Source organism: Oculatella sp. LEGE 06141 (assembly GCF_015207605.1).
In the GTDB taxonomy this organism is placed as follows: Bacteria; Cyanobacteriota; Cyanobacteriia; order Elainellales; family Elainellaceae; genus Oculatella.
Map to the genome: position 1 here is coordinate 1 of NZ_JADEWO010000100.1, position 14,670 is coordinate 14,670.

Consider the following 14,670-nt stretch of genomic DNA (forward strand, 5'->3'; position numbering starts at 1 on the left):
GGTAGTTTGCCAGCACGGTAGGCAAGCATGGAGATGAGGGGATGATCGCGAAGTACGTGCAGAATCAGGGGAATGAATACCTAAAACTACACCGAGATGAGCAATTGAGTCTTTTTTGATTCTGATACCGTTAACCTAAGCCACGGGGGTGACTCCGTGGCTTAGGTTAACGGTATGGAAGTAGATCTGCTCCCGAACCTGAAGATTCGGATTGCAGGCTTCTCCTTTCGCCGCAGAGCGGCGGGGAATCTACCCGTACTAGATTGAAATTGCATGGATTGATCAAAAGTCGGATGGGGGCAAACGGCGAAGCGTTCTACAGTCTCGTTACGCCTGATCAGCCCTATCTGACCTGTTTGCAATGCGAGATCAATCCTTCCCGCTCGACCATTGCCCGGTACAGGAATTAGAAACGCACTTGCAGCCTTCAGTTCCGTTCAAAGTTTACTATCACACGTTAGAGTTCTTTGGCTTGTGTGAGCCTTGTACGCAATCAATGCCCTGAAGTATGACATCCTGTCTTTTGACAACCTGGAATGAATCGTTTAACTTCACAAGGTTGTGTTCGCTCAAATAGCGCTCAACTGAGTGATAATGATTCTTCCCGACACGCGTTTATGAAAAACCGATATCGTTGGCTCACCTCGGCTGCCCTCGCTTGCATTGGAGGTCTTGGAGTTGGTCTGCTCCATTCGGCTAAAACAAATCTCTGGGTACAAGCTAGAGCCGCTGAAGCGCAGACCGTGACGCTTCAATTTCAAGCCAGAGTAGGAGACCAACCCTTTCGCTGTGAGCAAAGCTATACGCTGGGTACACCCGCCAGCCGCGTTACGCCGTTAGACTTTCGCTTTTATGTCTCCGATGTTGCCCTCATTGATGCTAGTGGAAATGCTGTGCCGCTTACGTTAGAGCAGGATGGTCGATGGCAGTATGAAAACGTAGCCCTGCTTGACTTTGAAGATAAGTCCGGTGGATGCGCTAATGGAACAGTGGAAATGAACGATCGCATTGTTGGTACTGTTCCCGATGGAAACTACGTTGGGCTACAGTTCACCGTTGGAGTCCCGTTCGAGTTAAATCATGCCGATTCGACGCTGGCAGCTTCTCCACTCAACCTCACCTCGCTCTGGTGGAACTGGCAGTTGGGCTACAAGTTTGCGCGGATTGATTTCAGTAATCAGCATCAAACGGGAATGATCCCTGACGAGTCCACCAAGCACGAGGGTAGCCATCAGTCACCCCACGACGGTGAACACAGCCCAGAGCAGCAATCGCCGCATGGGGAGGAGCACAGCAGTCAGGCATTTTTCATCCATCTGGGTAGCACAGGTTGTGAGAGCGTAGAGGGTGCCCAAAGTCCGTCGAGTTGCAGCAATCCAAATCGGTCTACCATCACATTGACAGAGTTTGATCCAACCCAGAATGTAATTGTGGCGGATCTGGCGGCACTCGTAGCAGACACGAATCTCAGTGTGAATCAACCCAACACGGCTCCTGGCTGTATGTCTGAACCCAATGACAGCGATTGCGTCGGCATTATGAATGCGCTTGGGCTAGCCTTTAATGGTGCTGCTCAGCAGCAAACTTTCTTTAAAGTGGAATGATGCGCCGTTTGCCACACCGTTTGTCAGCATTTGCGATCGCCTGCCTCCTCTCTTTCCTGCTCTCGATCGGGTTCAACCACGTCTTAGCAGCGACACCCTCTAGTTCATCCAGCTATCAATGGGGTTTGCCTGATTGGACACCCAGACCGATCGTGCCGGAGACTAACCCGATGAGTCAGGCAAAAGTTGAGCTAGGCAGGCATTTGTTTTACGAAAAGCGTCTTTCGGTGACAGGAGACTTTTCCTGCGGTTCCTGCCATCTGCAATCGCGAGCATTTACCGATGGCAAACCAGTTGGCGTGGGCGCAACGGGAGAATCGCATCCTCGCAACTCCATGAGTCTCGCAAACGTGGCTTATAACTCCGTACTCACATGGGCGAATCCGCTCATGACCAATCTAGAACAGCAGGGGTTAGTGCCCTTGTTTGGTGAACATCCAATAGAACTGGGGATGGTGGGTAAGGAGAATGAAATTCTAACCATGCTGCGCGATGATCCGCAGTATCGTGAGATGTTTGCAGCCGCTTTTGGTGAAGGAGATGAGAATATTAATGTGAATCATTTGATGAAAGTGATCGCTTCCTTTGAACGATCGCTCGTGTCTTTTAATTCACCCTACGATCGCTATCGCTATAGCGGTGATCGAAACGCGATTTCGGAGTCTGCAAAACGCGGTGAAACTCTATTTCACAGTGAACGGTTAGAGTGTTTTCACTGTCATGGTGGATTGAACTTTAGCGACTCGATTGTGCATGAACGGCTTGCCTTTCAGGAGATCGCATTTCACAACACCGGACTCTACAACATTGACGGCAACGGAGCCTATCCGCCGAATAACACAGGTGTGTATGAAATTACCCACAACCCAGCCGACATGGGGCGCTTCAAAGCACCAACGCTGCGAAATATTGAACTCACCGCTCCCTACATGCACGACGGCAGTGTGGCAACGTTAGAGGAGGCGATCGCTCACTACAAAGCGGGTGGCAGAAGCATTGCTTCGGGTCCCTATGCTGGCACTGGCAGCACCAACCCGCTCAAGAGCCAGTTTATTGCAGGCTTTGAACTTATGGAACAAGAGAAACAGGATTTGCTGGCTTTCTTGCGAAGCTTAACCGATGAAACCTTCATCCAGAACCCAGCCTTTAGCGATCCGCACGACGAAGTACCATCTGCTAAGTTTGACAGCCTGTCTTTTGACGCTAATCCTTTTTCCCGTAGATAATTGCATCTAATTTTGGTGTGTTTTTGTACTCGATCGGATTTTGAGTGCAGGTGTGGGTGTGAATTTTGTGGGTGTAGGAGTTGTGTTTCGATGATCAAATACTGGATGGGGATGAGTGCGGCAGGCGTGATGGGTTTGCTGCTGTTTCAGCCTGCTTATGCATTGGAGAGTCAGGAAACTAGTGAAGAAGAAGCTGTTGAAGAGACAAGTTTACTCGTTACTCAACCCACTCAACCGAGTGAGATCGAGCAGTCTTATACAACTGTTGGTGAATGGCTAGAAGCGCAGGCCGAAAGTGCGATCGCCATCACCAACATTCAACTCAATACAACTGAAACAGGCATAGAAGTTGTTCTGGAGACGCAAGGGCAAGTCACTCCAACCACCTCTACCGTCGGCAATGCCCTGATTGTCGAGATTCCCAATGCAGTGCTGACTGGCGATCGCTTCGAGCAAGCCGAACCTGCTGAGGGAGTTGCGTTGATTACGGCTGAAAGTCTGCCTGGAAACCGAGTTCGGTTAGTCATTACCGGAACGGAGGCTCCCCCTACTGCAACGGTGCAGACGGGAACACAATCCTTGATTGTTGGTATTACTCCCGGAACAACAACAGCCGATGTCAGCAATGAAGATGCAATCGACATTGTAGTGACAGCGGAGAAAACGCCAGAAGATCCGCTTGATGTGCCGATTAGCTTAACCGTAATCACGGAAGATGAGCTTGAAGACGCACAGATTAACTCGATTCGAGATATTGCCGCCAACACACCCAACTTCTTTGCCTCCGTGGGCGATCGCGCCTTTAATTTTTACAGCATTCGAGGTATCAGTAACAGTAACTTTTTAGTACGGGACAGCGTTGGATTCTATTTAGACGATGTTCCAATTGAATATTTTCACCAACTCTTCCCAGGGGATTTGTTCGATCTGGAGCAAGTGGAAGTCCTTAGAGGGCCGCAAAATACAATTTACGGACGCAATAGTATTGCAGGTGTCGTGAATGTCACCAGTCGTCCTCCCAGTGAGGTTCTCGAAACGCAACTGGGACTCGAATATGGCACGTACAATCAGCGTCGAGTTCAGGCTTCCATCAGCGATACGTTAATTCCTGATACTCTGGGATTTCGCCTATCCGGGGTTTACAGTGCCCGTGACGGCTTTACAGAAAATACGTTTCTAGATGAAGATGCCAATGATCAATCCGATCTTGCCGGCCGCCTGAATCTGTTGTGGACTCCTTCCCCAGATTGGAGTATTTCATTCAACGCGCTGGGAGCCGCTTCACAAGATGCCGGAGCTGTTTATGCCGCGATCGATCAGGATAATCCGTTTGAAATTGAAGAAAATGAGATCGCTGAGCTGGATTTGTCCGTTGCCGCTCAATCATTGAGAGTCGGATATGACGGCGACAACTTCCGATTTACCTCAGTTACCGCCCACAACTCCAGCAACACAGGCTACCGCAGCGATGGTGACTACACCGCGCAAGATCTGTACAGTTTTAACACAGAGATACTTTCCAATATTTGGAGTCAGGAGTTCCGACTGCAATCCCCAACTGATACCGAACGATTTAATTGGTTGGTAGGAGCCTATGTGCAAAATCGTCAGTTTGATGTGGATCAACAGCAAACTGAATATACCCGAGAAGGTGCAGCTTTCTTTGGCATCCCTGATGTTCGCTTTGGCGATACTGTGGCTGAATATGATCAGGATACACTCGCTGCCTTTGGTCAAGTTAATTTCGTCCCCATTGATCCATTAACACTCACCGTGGGACTGCGCTACGAGTATTCCCGTGACGAACTGGAACGGAGCGATCGCACCGAAACCTTTGATGGTGTTGTCACCACCAGTGGTGAGATTAATGATTCGATTGATGGTGATGCGCTGATACCTCGCTTTGCCGTCACTTACCGCTTCAGTCCCAACGTTGCCGCCTATGGCAGCATTACCCGTGGTTACCGCCCTGTCACGCTGAATTACAACACTGCTGATGCATCTTTAAATGATGTGCAGCAAGAATCCTCCTGGAACTATGAGATTGGTTTGAAATCTTCCTTGCTAGACGACCGATTAACGTTGAGTCTTGCAGGGTTCATCAATGAGATTGATGATTATCAGGTTCTCTTACCCAATGCTCAAGGCTTTTTCACCGATATCACCAATGCTCAAGTGAGGGTCGTCGGTTTTGAAGCCGAAGCCAGAGCCATTCCCCTGGAAGGGTTAGAGCTGATTGCTGGGTTCGGCTTTGCGGATGCCGAGTATACCGACTACAGTAACCCCTCTACGGGCGAAAGCTTCGATGGCAATAAACTCACCTACGCGCCAGAATATACCTTTAACCTGGCAGCCCAATATCGTAGTCCAGGTGGTTTCTTTAGCCGTCTAGAACTTCAGGGATTGGGAACGTATTATTTCGATGATGCCAACACATTAGAACAAGATCCATTCGTGCTAGTGAATGCTCGAATTGGCCATGAATTTGACAACTCAGGCGTATATTTATTCGCAAATAATGTGTTTGATCAGGAGTATTTCACGGTTGCATTCACGCCATTTGGCACTCCTCGCGCAAATTATGGCGATCGCCGTGTTGTTGGAATTCAATTTCAAACGCGGTTTTAACTTAATTGATAGGCTTGGGAAATTCCTCGTTTCACTTAGTTTATTTGAAATCCTCTTGCAGAACCATAGCGAACAGTTTTGAATTCCATTTGATTGGAATTGGGTTGATAAAGCGTATAGGTTGCCTGTCCAGGAAGACGTCCAACATTGCCAACGCCAACAATCTGCCGAGGTTTCACCTGGGTTGCTTGTGGTGAAACCGTTTGATCCAACGTCATAACACTGGATGTCACAGTGCCTTGCTGAATTTGATACTGAAAGGTCAATCCAGAACGACCACAAAATAAGGTGTTGGCATCCGTTCGCATGAGACGATCGAGCATCTGAATTGGGGGTGTATCCGGTGTTAGCTCATCACTCACACTGACGCTACTCCCGTGAATCAACAAACAGTCGAGTTCAAAGAAACCGAAGTCGAGCGATCGCACCCACTCCACCCTGTCTAGCGGAATCGCATCCCACAAAGTTTTTACCATTTCCACACCATATCGCTCAATCAGTTCAGTGGGTTCTCCGGTTCGTCCTAAGCCATGTAAGATCAGCAACTGTTCTTCCCACCAGCCCTGACAAACCTGGGGCACAGGCTCATTGGCGCGAGGAGACTGAATTCGTTGAATCACTTTGATGCTGGCAGGGGTTGCCGCAATCACATCACCCAGGATATACAGTTCTTCTACCGGGTGTCGCTGCCGCTTAATATCTGCCAACACCGCTTCGTAGGCAGTTAAGTTCCCTTCAATGCCACTTAAAATTGCCCAACAGGTCATCTGATACTACACGCCTTTGTAATTTGGAAATTGTCACCTATTCTGCAAATGCGAACCAGCCTGCGAAAATAAAGCCAGTATAAAAACGAGTTATTCGAGTGAAACCAGCTTGAGCCAACAACTCTAGGGTTCGTTCTTCTGAAATACATTGTATGTTCTGCCACAATCCGTCAGCAAGCTCATTGAGTCGCTGTGATTCCATCCCTGCCATTTGTGCTCGTTTCTGCCATCCATCCATCAAACGCTTAAACACCTCTGATTGCTTATCTCCATGCGAATCCACTAACACAAACGGGCTACCGGGTTGAAGCCGAGTGGCGATCGCCTTGAGATAATCCAACTTGGTGCCATCATCGGGTAGGAAATGCATCACGAGTAGACTGGTTGCTGCCTTGAATGGAAACTGTGGCAGGTCTTGCACAACGCCCTGATGGAGAGTGACACGATCCTCAATTCCCAAAGATTCAACCTTGGATTGAGCCACTGCCAGCATTTTTTCAGAAGGATCAACACCCGTGAACTGCCAGGTTGGATGCGTTTGGCTCAAAGCAATGATTTCATTGCCACCGCCTGCCCCAACCACAAGAATATGAGCGTCATCCATCAAATAGAGTTGGAATAAAGCTGTCAGCATGGTGAGCATCGCATCATAGCCCGGAATACTTTGCCGTACTGCAATGTCATAATCGGTCGTTGGCAAATTAGGATTCTGATCAAAATCAAACGGGTTTTCGCTCATAGTTATCGCTCACACACATGAGTTGGATCATCGGCGCGTTCGGCAAACTCCATCCCTCTGGCTAATCGCCACGCGAAGATCGGCGGCAAGCCTTTCTCAACAATGGCAGCACAGGTTTTTTGATAGTCGTATTCCACCTCATGCAGTGTAATCTGATCAGTATCTGCGTTATAAATCACATAGGTTGCATTGGGTCTACCATGACGCGGTTCTCCGACCGATCCGGCATTCACGATTCGTTTGAGTGGTGCTGAAAAATTCATATCTTGCTCTGATTTGTCAGTCGATTTAACTCGGATTTGAAGTTGTCCCGCATCGAGCGATCGCACATACGGCACATGCGTATGACCACAAAACAAAATATCGGCACCCGTTGATAACACTCGCTCCATTGCCACAAATGCATCGACTTCTGGCATCAAATATTCGTGCTGATTGTGAGGACTGCCATGCACAAAACACAAATTGTCATCGCGCAAGCTCAGGGGTAGCCGTGCCAGATATTCCCGCACTTCAGGGTGGATGACCTGGTTCGTCCACTCATGTGCTAATTTGCCGCGTTTCTCTGCTAATACAGAGGGATAGCTACATTCACAAGCATTTAGCCCTTCCACAATATCTTCATCCCAACAGCCTTGACAGGTGGGAATATCCAGAGCGCGAATCATTTCCACCACCGCATTGGGACGAGGTCCGTATCCCACTAAATCACCGAGACAGTAAATCTTGTCTACATTGTGATCATCGATATCCGATAGCACAGCATTCAACGCTTCATAATTGCCGTGAATGCAAGATATGACTGCAATTTTCATGCCACTTCATCTCCTGGTTCTAATGAATTTTTGATTTGTTGCTGGTAGTAGGCGATCGCTTGATCATTCAAACAACACTCTTCAATTGTTTGAGCGATCGCCTCTTGATCCAGCATTTCACCCACAACTTCGATGCCACTGAAACGGTCCGGTCTGCCATTCAACCAAAACGGTAGATTTAGTTTTAGATGGGTCGTGTCAGAGAATCCTGCTACAAAATCAAAATAGAGCGATCGCCCATCGGCCACATCAAAAATGCCTTTTGCACGCTGAACAGTGCCATAAGCTCCGTTGGTCAATTCGTACCAGAAGGTATTGAGACTAGCCAGATCAAGCACCTGTCCAGACAACGCCGATCGCCAAAGATGAGGGTGTTGTAACGTGAAATTTGCTTCAGCACCCGTCACAATCAGATCTGCCCAGTCGTGCCATTCAGTGTGACGAGTTCCGGGTGGCAGTACAGCTACTCGACGGCAATCTGCTATCTGATCAGGCAAAATGAGCGAGGTCAGATCAATGTGAAACCCTAATTCCAGGTAAATAGAACATCCGACTGTAGGACGCTCCAGAAAATCAGTTAGCTGGATGACAGGTAATACCGTGAGTCCAGGAACTTCTGCTGACAAATAGGCGGCATCAATCAGTGTTTCATCCGCTCCTAAGCTGAGATAGATCGCAGTGTCAGCGATCGAATGAATCTGCTGCTGTATCCAGGTGGTTTTGCCTGCACCAGAGGGAGCAGCGACCAGGGTAATATCCAACGTTTGCATTGGGTTCTAACTGACTCCTCATCTCTAACCGGGGTTCGTCTGCTTTGCAGTGAACATCAGACCATGATACAACTAAAATGATAATCATTCTTGTTTTCAGTATTAATTCATGGTTGATGCTTCGTTTGCTCTGCCTGCTGCCATCGATCTTGCGATTGTAGGAGCCGGCCCCCATGCGCTCACTCTAGTAACGCATCTATTGCAAAAGAAAAAGTCAATGCGAGGACGGTTCATTGTGTTTGACCCCAGCGGTCAGTGGATGAGCCAGTGGAACCATCAGTTTGCAGCACTGGAAATTCCCCATCTCAGGTCGCCTGCGGTGCATCATCCTGACCCTGATCCTCATGCCCTTCGCACCTTTGCCGAACGCCGCCCCAATGAACTTTTCCCACCCTACGACTTACCAGGAACTAGGTTGTTTCAGAATTTTTGTCAGGAAGTGGTTCGCCGCTGGCAATTGCAAACCTATGTCTATCCGGCTCAGGTGGTGCAAATTCAACCTTTAAGCGATCGCCGTTCTCGCTTTCGGTTGGAATTATCGGATGGTCAAACGACCGTTGCTCGTCGAGTAGTGATTGCTAATGGTGGAGGACGACTTCATCTTCCAGAATGGGTTGAACAAATTTCACAGAATTATCCAAGCGATAATGCTCCACATCGCTGGCGCGAACGCCTTCTCCACTCCCATCAAATTGATCTGAGAGAATCGCATCTCCGAGGGGAACGGGTGCTGATCATTGGTGGTGGATTAACCAGTGGACATTTAGCCGTTGGCGCAATTCAACGGGGCGCACAGGTGCTGCTGATGTCTCGCCGCAATGTCTATGAAAAATTATTTGATGCTGATCCCGGCTGGCTAGGTCCCAAATACCTCAAAGACTTTTGGGCAGAACCGAATTGGTACACTCGCTGGCAGATGATTCAGCAGGCACGTAATGGCGGTTCCATGACTCCAGCTATGCTGACTCAACTTCGACGTTTAGAGCGGGATGGGAAAATTACCTTCTACGAACAGTGTCAAGTATCTCAAGCGCAGTGGATCGGAGATGCTTGGCAAATCTGCTGTACGAATTCAGCGGTGCATGAGTGTATTCATCATCAGTCAATTAATCGCATCTGGCTAGCAACTGGAAGTCAATTAGATTCAACAACTCATCCATTGCTTCAACAGGTTTTGAACGCGCATCCTATTGAGATTGTCAACGGTCTACCCATTGTGGATGAATATTTGCGCTGGCGAGGTTGTGAACTATTTGTGATGGGCGGGTTAGCGGCATTACGAGTGGGTCCCACTGCACGTAATTTGTCAGGCGCACGAGCAACCAGCGATCGCATCGTTTCAGCCTTAACAAAAGCCAGTTTGTCGTTTTCTAACCGCTAGAACCCGCAGACAAGTTTAACTGACAAATCTACTCATATCCCTGCAAAACCCACAACAAGACACCTTGCACCTCTACTCGGCATTCTTCTACATCAACTGTGATGGGCGGGTAGTTAGGATTAGATGCAATCAGCGAAATGTGCTTGCCTTCGCGATAAAAGTGCTTCAACGTTGTACCCCTACCTTCTACCCACGCTGCCACAATCTCTCCATCCTTTAATGCAGCAAGGTTAGAGACAGGACGCATAATCACAAATGAACCATCCGGAATGTGATCGCCAATCATACTGTCTCCAGCCACTTGGAGTGCAAAATCCCCAGGTTTTAGCTTTGGACTGGAAATTGGCAGCATATCCTGACTATCGGTGAATACTTCGCTAAGATAGCCTGCGGCGATCGTTCCCCAAATCGGAATGCCCCCTCGGTTTGATTTAAGAATTCGGATAGCCCGAGCTTTTCCATACCGCCGTTCAATGTAGCCCTCTCGTTCTAAATATCTGAGACTGTTTTGGATGGCACCGCGCGGCTTCTCCATTGCCGCCATCATTTCATCAATGACAGGCGAATAACCATGAAGCTGAATGTAAGCTTCCAAGTATTCAAGGAGTCTTAGGTGGGGAGACGGGCACTGCATTTGATAAAAGTAGCTAAACTGGTTTTATAGTACAATTGTTCTTAATTTTAGGCAAGCAGGTAGAAATAGGCGCTTAGATTTTTGATGATGAGCAAATGCCAAGCCCCAAAGCCGTATGATGAGAGCCGTTGTTGAATCTTTTTATCCCGTTGAGCCGCATCATCCAGCTACTGCAAGTTCAAGATCAACAGATCGTCGATGCCATCCTGACGGAGGTGACTGATAAGCACCTTGAGGATGCTAAGACGCTTTGGGAGCCGATCTTGGAAGGAAGCGGTCAGGACGATGAGTACTGGAACTGGGTGGGCAAGAGCCGCCGATCGAAGTTGCTCCCAGGTGATGAGCTGTACGCGATCGAGTGCGAGGGGATCACTCAGGGGCTGATGATGCTTGATGTCTTGAAGAAACGCTGTCAGATTGAATCTCAGTTGCGACGACGGTTGGTATACATCAGTGCTTTGGCAACCGCCCCCTGGAATCGACCCCTCATCACGAACCCTCCGACTTATAAAGGCGTTGGGGGCAATCTGGTGGATTTTGCGAATGTGCTTCGCACACACTTCGTGAACGCCCGCAGCCACGAACTGGGTTATCAAGGCAGAATCGGGTTACATGCCCTTCCAGGTGCGCTAGGATTCTATAGAAAGCTGAGAGTTGGACAACAGTTCGGGGGCGGTCCGTTCAGGCAGGAGATCTGAGAGCGGACTGAAGCTCTTACTCTCATGAGGTTGACACTCACACTGAAAGAGACGATCGCTCGGAAGGGTTAGCTTACCAAAGAGGGTTTTGTAGACGATGGAACGATGCTCTTTGACGTGTCGGGGGTGCTGGCAGTCAGGGCAGGGGCGCTGTTGTTGCTGGTATTCTTTGACCTGCCTCTCAACAAGCTGAACTTGCAGAGAATGAAGAATCTCTTTGGACTCTGCCAGGGTCAGCCCCACTATTGCTGGGGAAAGGGCATCCCGATGGAGTTAGAGCGATCTCCATCGGTTCACCATTATCCAAAACAAGCTGAACTTGAATCTGCATTCCCTATCTCCTCTACAAATAGCCAGGCGCGATCGCCTGTAGCGTACTGCTGCAGTCGCCGATTGACCAGCGTGCGATCGAACTTCTCCAGGCTCAACCATCGCAGCAGCAGACGGATTTCTTCAATGCGCTCCCCAATGACCTCAGGTCCGTTGTATCGAATATCGGCTAATATCTCCAGACCGTATCCTAGGGAGTAGTGTTGTCGAATGCCTCAGGTCCGCCACAATCTTCTGGGGGAGCCGCTCGTTTTCCAGCAAGACAAACCGGAGCCGGTAAAGGGTGATCTGAAAGGGCGATTGCCTCTACTCGAATCTGGTGACACCAGCGATCACTGAAGTCGTACTCGTAAAGAAACTTCTCGCGTTCTCGTAATGGGAGGTCTGCTAAGCGAACGTCAGAGGGGTCATCACTGAACCAGATACCACCGGGATGCGACACACCGTAGTCCTTGCCGTGGATGATGAATCGGTTGAGGTGGTCGTCACTCCAACCCAGCGCAATTTGCAGGATGTAGTGCAGGTCTTCGATGGTGCTATCCTCACTCACCATGAGCCGTCTCCAGATCATCGGACTGATGCCAATGAGGGAAACGTGGAGTTGATAGGTTGCGAAGGTGCCAGGTTCAAGCATCCCTTAATGCTAATGCACCACGTCTCAAGCAATCCCCAACTTTTTTCCACTCTCCTTTTTGTCGCCTGCTAAAACTAAGCAGGTTCCTTTTTAGCCACACCTAATTGTTAAAAAATTAAGCCTGAGGACAGAGAATAATTGCCTGTGCGTTACTATATGGCATTTGCTATAGCTTCAGAACGTGTATTAATGCTAAAAAGAACCGCTGCCCTTGAACAACCAGACGTGAGCCATTTGGTCCGGAGTTTGCGGTGTTTGATGGGTTTGACGCAGGAACAATTTGCCAGCACGTTAGGCGTAACCTACACCACGATTAACCGTTGGGAAAACGCCCATATACAGCCGTCTCTACTGGCGCTAAAGCAGATTAAAGTCATACTCGAACAAATAACCCTCTCTCCTGAGCAGGAACAGGCAGAACAGGGCCATCGACTGCTTGCTCATTATTTTTCAGAAGCCAGACCAAACTTATGGGGAGTGCGGGAACGCATGATAGATGCAATGGTTGATCCAGCCAACGTTGACTTAACAAACTGCGATCGCGAGCCGATTCATATTCCGGGGCAAATCCAACCGCACGGTGTGCTGCTAGTTTTGCAAGCTCCTACCCTCAACATCATTCAAGTGAGCAGCAATACTCAGGAGGTGATTGGTCGCGTACCGGAGGCGCTGTTGGGTACACCCCTTTCAGACTTATTGAATGAGCAGCAAACTCAGCAGATTCAGCAATGCCTGACCGAAGACTTTGAGAGTGTCAATCCTCTGAATCTATCGATCGTGTGTCTGGATCAGGCGCTTGAGTTTGACGGGATTGTACATTGTTGGGATGGAGTGGTGCTGCTGGAACTGGAACCCAAGGCTACCGCAGGAAAACCAGATTTTTTTGATTTCTATCACCAGGTCAAAGAACCCATCACCCGCATTCAAAAAGCATCGACCTTGCTGGATATGTGCCGAGTCGTGGTGAAGGAAATCCGACGCATAACAGGCTTCGATCGTGTTATGGTCTACCGATTCGACTCAGAGGGAGCGGGCATTGTCATTGCGGAGGATACGGATCAGGAAACCCCCTATTTAGATTTACACTACCCACCCTCCGACATTCCCAAGCAAGCCCGCCAGCTATATACCCTCAACTGGCTGCGACTGATTCCAGATTCTCAATATCAGTCTGTTGCCTTGATTCCAGCTAACAATCCACTCACCAATCAACCGCTCGATCTAAGTTTGGCAGTCTTACGCAGTGTGTCTCCTATTCATCTAGAGTATCTACACAACATGGGCGTGGGGGCTTCTATGTCCATTTCGCTGCTACAGGATCAGAAGCTATGGGGATTGATTGCCTGTCATCATTCATCGCCTAAGTATATTCCTTACCATATCCGCACGGTATGCGAATTCATTGGACAGGTTATGTCAGCGGAGTTAGTTAATAAAGAAAGCGGTGAAGATAGTGACTACAAAAGGCAATTGAAGTCATTGCAAACTCAATTTGTTGAAACGTTGTCTCAGGCTGACCATTTTCTGGAGGGTGTGGAGCAACTGAACGCTCAATTACTGCGTCTGGTCAATGCAACTGGCGCGGTTGTGTGTAGTGGAGATCGGTGCATTTGTATAGGTAAAACACCATCTGAAGCAGAGATCTATGCCTTACTAGATTGGATTAAGCCCCGTTTGAATCAAAGTGTGTTTGAAACTCGATCGCTCCCCAAACACTACCCTGCAGCTGAGGCATTTAAGGCGATCGCCAGTGGGGTGTTAGCGCTAGAGATTTCGCGAATTCACCGCAACTATATTCTCTGGTTTCGTCCAGAGGTGATTCAAACTGTGAACTGGGGTGGCAATCCCAATAAACCTGTGGAAATTCAAGATGATGGTAGTTTGCGGATGTCCCCCCGTAAATCTTTCCAATTGTGGCAGGAAACGGTGCAGGGTTGTGCATTGCCCTGGAAGGCGTGTGAAGTGGAAGCGATAGCCGAACTGCGCAGCCTAATCGTCGGTATTGTGCTGCGGCAGGCAGAGGATCTCGCCGCAATGAATTATGAGTTACAACGGAGCAATGAAGAACTGGATTCCTTTGCCTACATTGCGTCTCATGATCTAAAAGAACCATTGCGGGGTATTCATAACTATGCCAACTTTCTGTTGGAAGATTATGCAAAGGCATTAACTGACGATGGCGTAGCCAAACTGGAAACACTGGTTCGCCTGACCCAGCGCATGGAAGATTTGATCAATTCGTTGCTGCATTTCTCCCGTCTGGGACGGGCTGAACTGATGCGACAATCTGTGAATTTGAATGAGCTAGTGCAACAAGGAGAGTGGTCAAATTTTTGTGTAAGCCTTTAGATCGTCAAAAGTTGAAGCGTCCTGGAAATAGGATAGCAAAATGTGACAACGCTGCCTTCCAATTTTGAATCGGTCGGTTCCACCGCTTGGCAATG

General features: G+C 48.7%; 12 protein-coding genes and 2 pseudogenes. 7 read left to right on the plus strand and 7 right to left on the minus strand.

The window, feature by feature from the left end:
- Window positions 1–5: 5 nt before the first annotated feature.
- The 4 genes and pseudogenes from IQ268_RS30715 to IQ268_RS30730 form a co-directional block, all read left to right on the plus strand.
- Window positions 6–119 (plus strand): annotated as a pseudogene (locus tag IQ268_RS30715) (IS200/IS605 family transposase); the annotation flags it as partial.
- Between the two features lie 498 nt (window positions 120–617).
- Window positions 618–1,604: an MbnP family copper-binding protein gene (locus IQ268_RS30720; protein WP_193887065.1), complete on the plus strand. Its 987-nt coding sequence runs from the start codon at window positions 618–620 to the stop codon at window positions 1,602–1,604.
- Entirely contained in the window at window positions 1,601–2,830 is a 1,230-nt protein-coding gene (locus tag IQ268_RS30725) for a methanobactin export MATE transporter MbnM (RefSeq protein WP_228035879.1), read from the plus strand. The genes IQ268_RS30720 and IQ268_RS30725 overlap by 4 nt, the downstream gene beginning before the upstream one ends.
- 90 nt (window positions 2,831–2,920) lie before the next feature.
- Window positions 2,921–5,458, plus strand: coding sequence for a TonB-dependent receptor domain-containing protein (locus IQ268_RS30730; RefSeq protein ID WP_193887067.1), 2,538 nt, complete (start codon window positions 2,921–2,923; stop codon window positions 5,456–5,458).
- 35 nt (window positions 5,459–5,493) lie between these two features.
- On the opposite strand, the gene IQ268_RS30735 is transcribed toward IQ268_RS30730, so the two are convergent.
- From IQ268_RS30735 to IQ268_RS30750, 4 genes are read right to left on the minus strand one after another with little or no spacing between them, the layout of a single operon-like run.
- A complete protein-coding gene (locus IQ268_RS30735) occupies window positions 5,494–6,225 on the minus strand; it encodes a metallophosphatase (protein WP_193887069.1) in 732 nt (243 codons plus the stop codon).
- A gap of 37 nt (window positions 6,226–6,262) precedes the next feature.
- Entirely contained in the window at window positions 6,263–6,964 is a 702-nt protein-coding gene (locus IQ268_RS30740) for a class I SAM-dependent methyltransferase (protein WP_193887071.1), read from the minus strand.
- 2 nt (window positions 6,965–6,966) lie between these two features.
- Window positions 6,967–7,779, minus strand: a complete 813-nt coding sequence (locus tag IQ268_RS30745; RefSeq protein ID WP_193887073.1) for a metallophosphoesterase — start codon at window positions 7,777–7,779, stop codon at window positions 6,967–6,969.
- On the minus strand, window positions 7,776–8,549 hold the full coding sequence (locus IQ268_RS30750) for a GTP-binding protein (protein WP_193887075.1): 774 nt from the start codon (window positions 8,547–8,549) through the stop codon (window positions 7,776–7,778). The genes IQ268_RS30745 and IQ268_RS30750 overlap by 4 nt, the downstream gene beginning before the upstream one ends.
- A 109-nt stretch (window positions 8,550–8,658) precedes the next feature.
- On the opposite strand from IQ268_RS30750, the gene IQ268_RS30755 reads away from it, so the two are divergent.
- Window positions 8,659–9,930 carry an FAD/NAD(P)-binding protein gene (locus IQ268_RS30755; RefSeq protein WP_193887077.1) on the plus strand — a complete coding sequence of 424 codons (1,272 nt, stop codon included), beginning with the start codon at window positions 8,659–8,661 and terminating at the stop codon, window positions 9,928–9,930.
- 28 nt (window positions 9,931–9,958) lie between these two features.
- On the opposite strand, the gene lexA is transcribed toward IQ268_RS30755, so the two are convergent.
- Complete coding sequence (gene lexA, locus IQ268_RS30760) at window positions 9,959–10,564, minus strand: transcriptional repressor LexA (RefSeq protein WP_193887079.1); 606 nt, start codon at window positions 10,562–10,564, stop codon at window positions 9,959–9,961.
- 131 nt (window positions 10,565–10,695) lie between these two features.
- Between lexA and IQ268_RS30765 the strand changes: the two genes are divergently transcribed.
- On the plus strand, window positions 10,696–11,262 hold the full coding sequence (locus IQ268_RS30765; protein ID WP_228035880.1) for a hypothetical protein: 567 nt from the start codon (window positions 10,696–10,698) through the stop codon (window positions 11,260–11,262).
- Here the strand turns inward: IQ268_RS30765 and IQ268_RS32610 are convergent.
- Window positions 11,224–11,593, minus strand: a pseudogene (locus IQ268_RS32610) (ISKra4 family transposase); the annotation flags it as partial. The gene IQ268_RS30765 and the pseudogene IQ268_RS32610 overlap by 39 nt on opposite strands.
- Before the next feature lie 189 nt (window positions 11,594–11,782).
- Window positions 11,783–12,226 carry a plasmid pRiA4b ORF-3 family protein gene (locus IQ268_RS30770; RefSeq protein WP_193887081.1) on the minus strand — a complete coding sequence of 148 codons (444 nt, stop codon included), beginning with the start codon at window positions 12,224–12,226 and terminating at the stop codon, window positions 11,783–11,785.
- 225 nt (window positions 12,227–12,451) lie between these two features.
- Between IQ268_RS30770 and IQ268_RS30775 the strand changes: the two genes are divergently transcribed.
- Window positions 12,452–14,575, plus strand: coding sequence for a GAF domain-containing protein (locus tag IQ268_RS30775; RefSeq protein WP_193887083.1), 2,124 nt, complete (start codon window positions 12,452–12,454; stop codon window positions 14,573–14,575).
- Window positions 14,576–14,670: the final 95 nt, after the last annotated feature.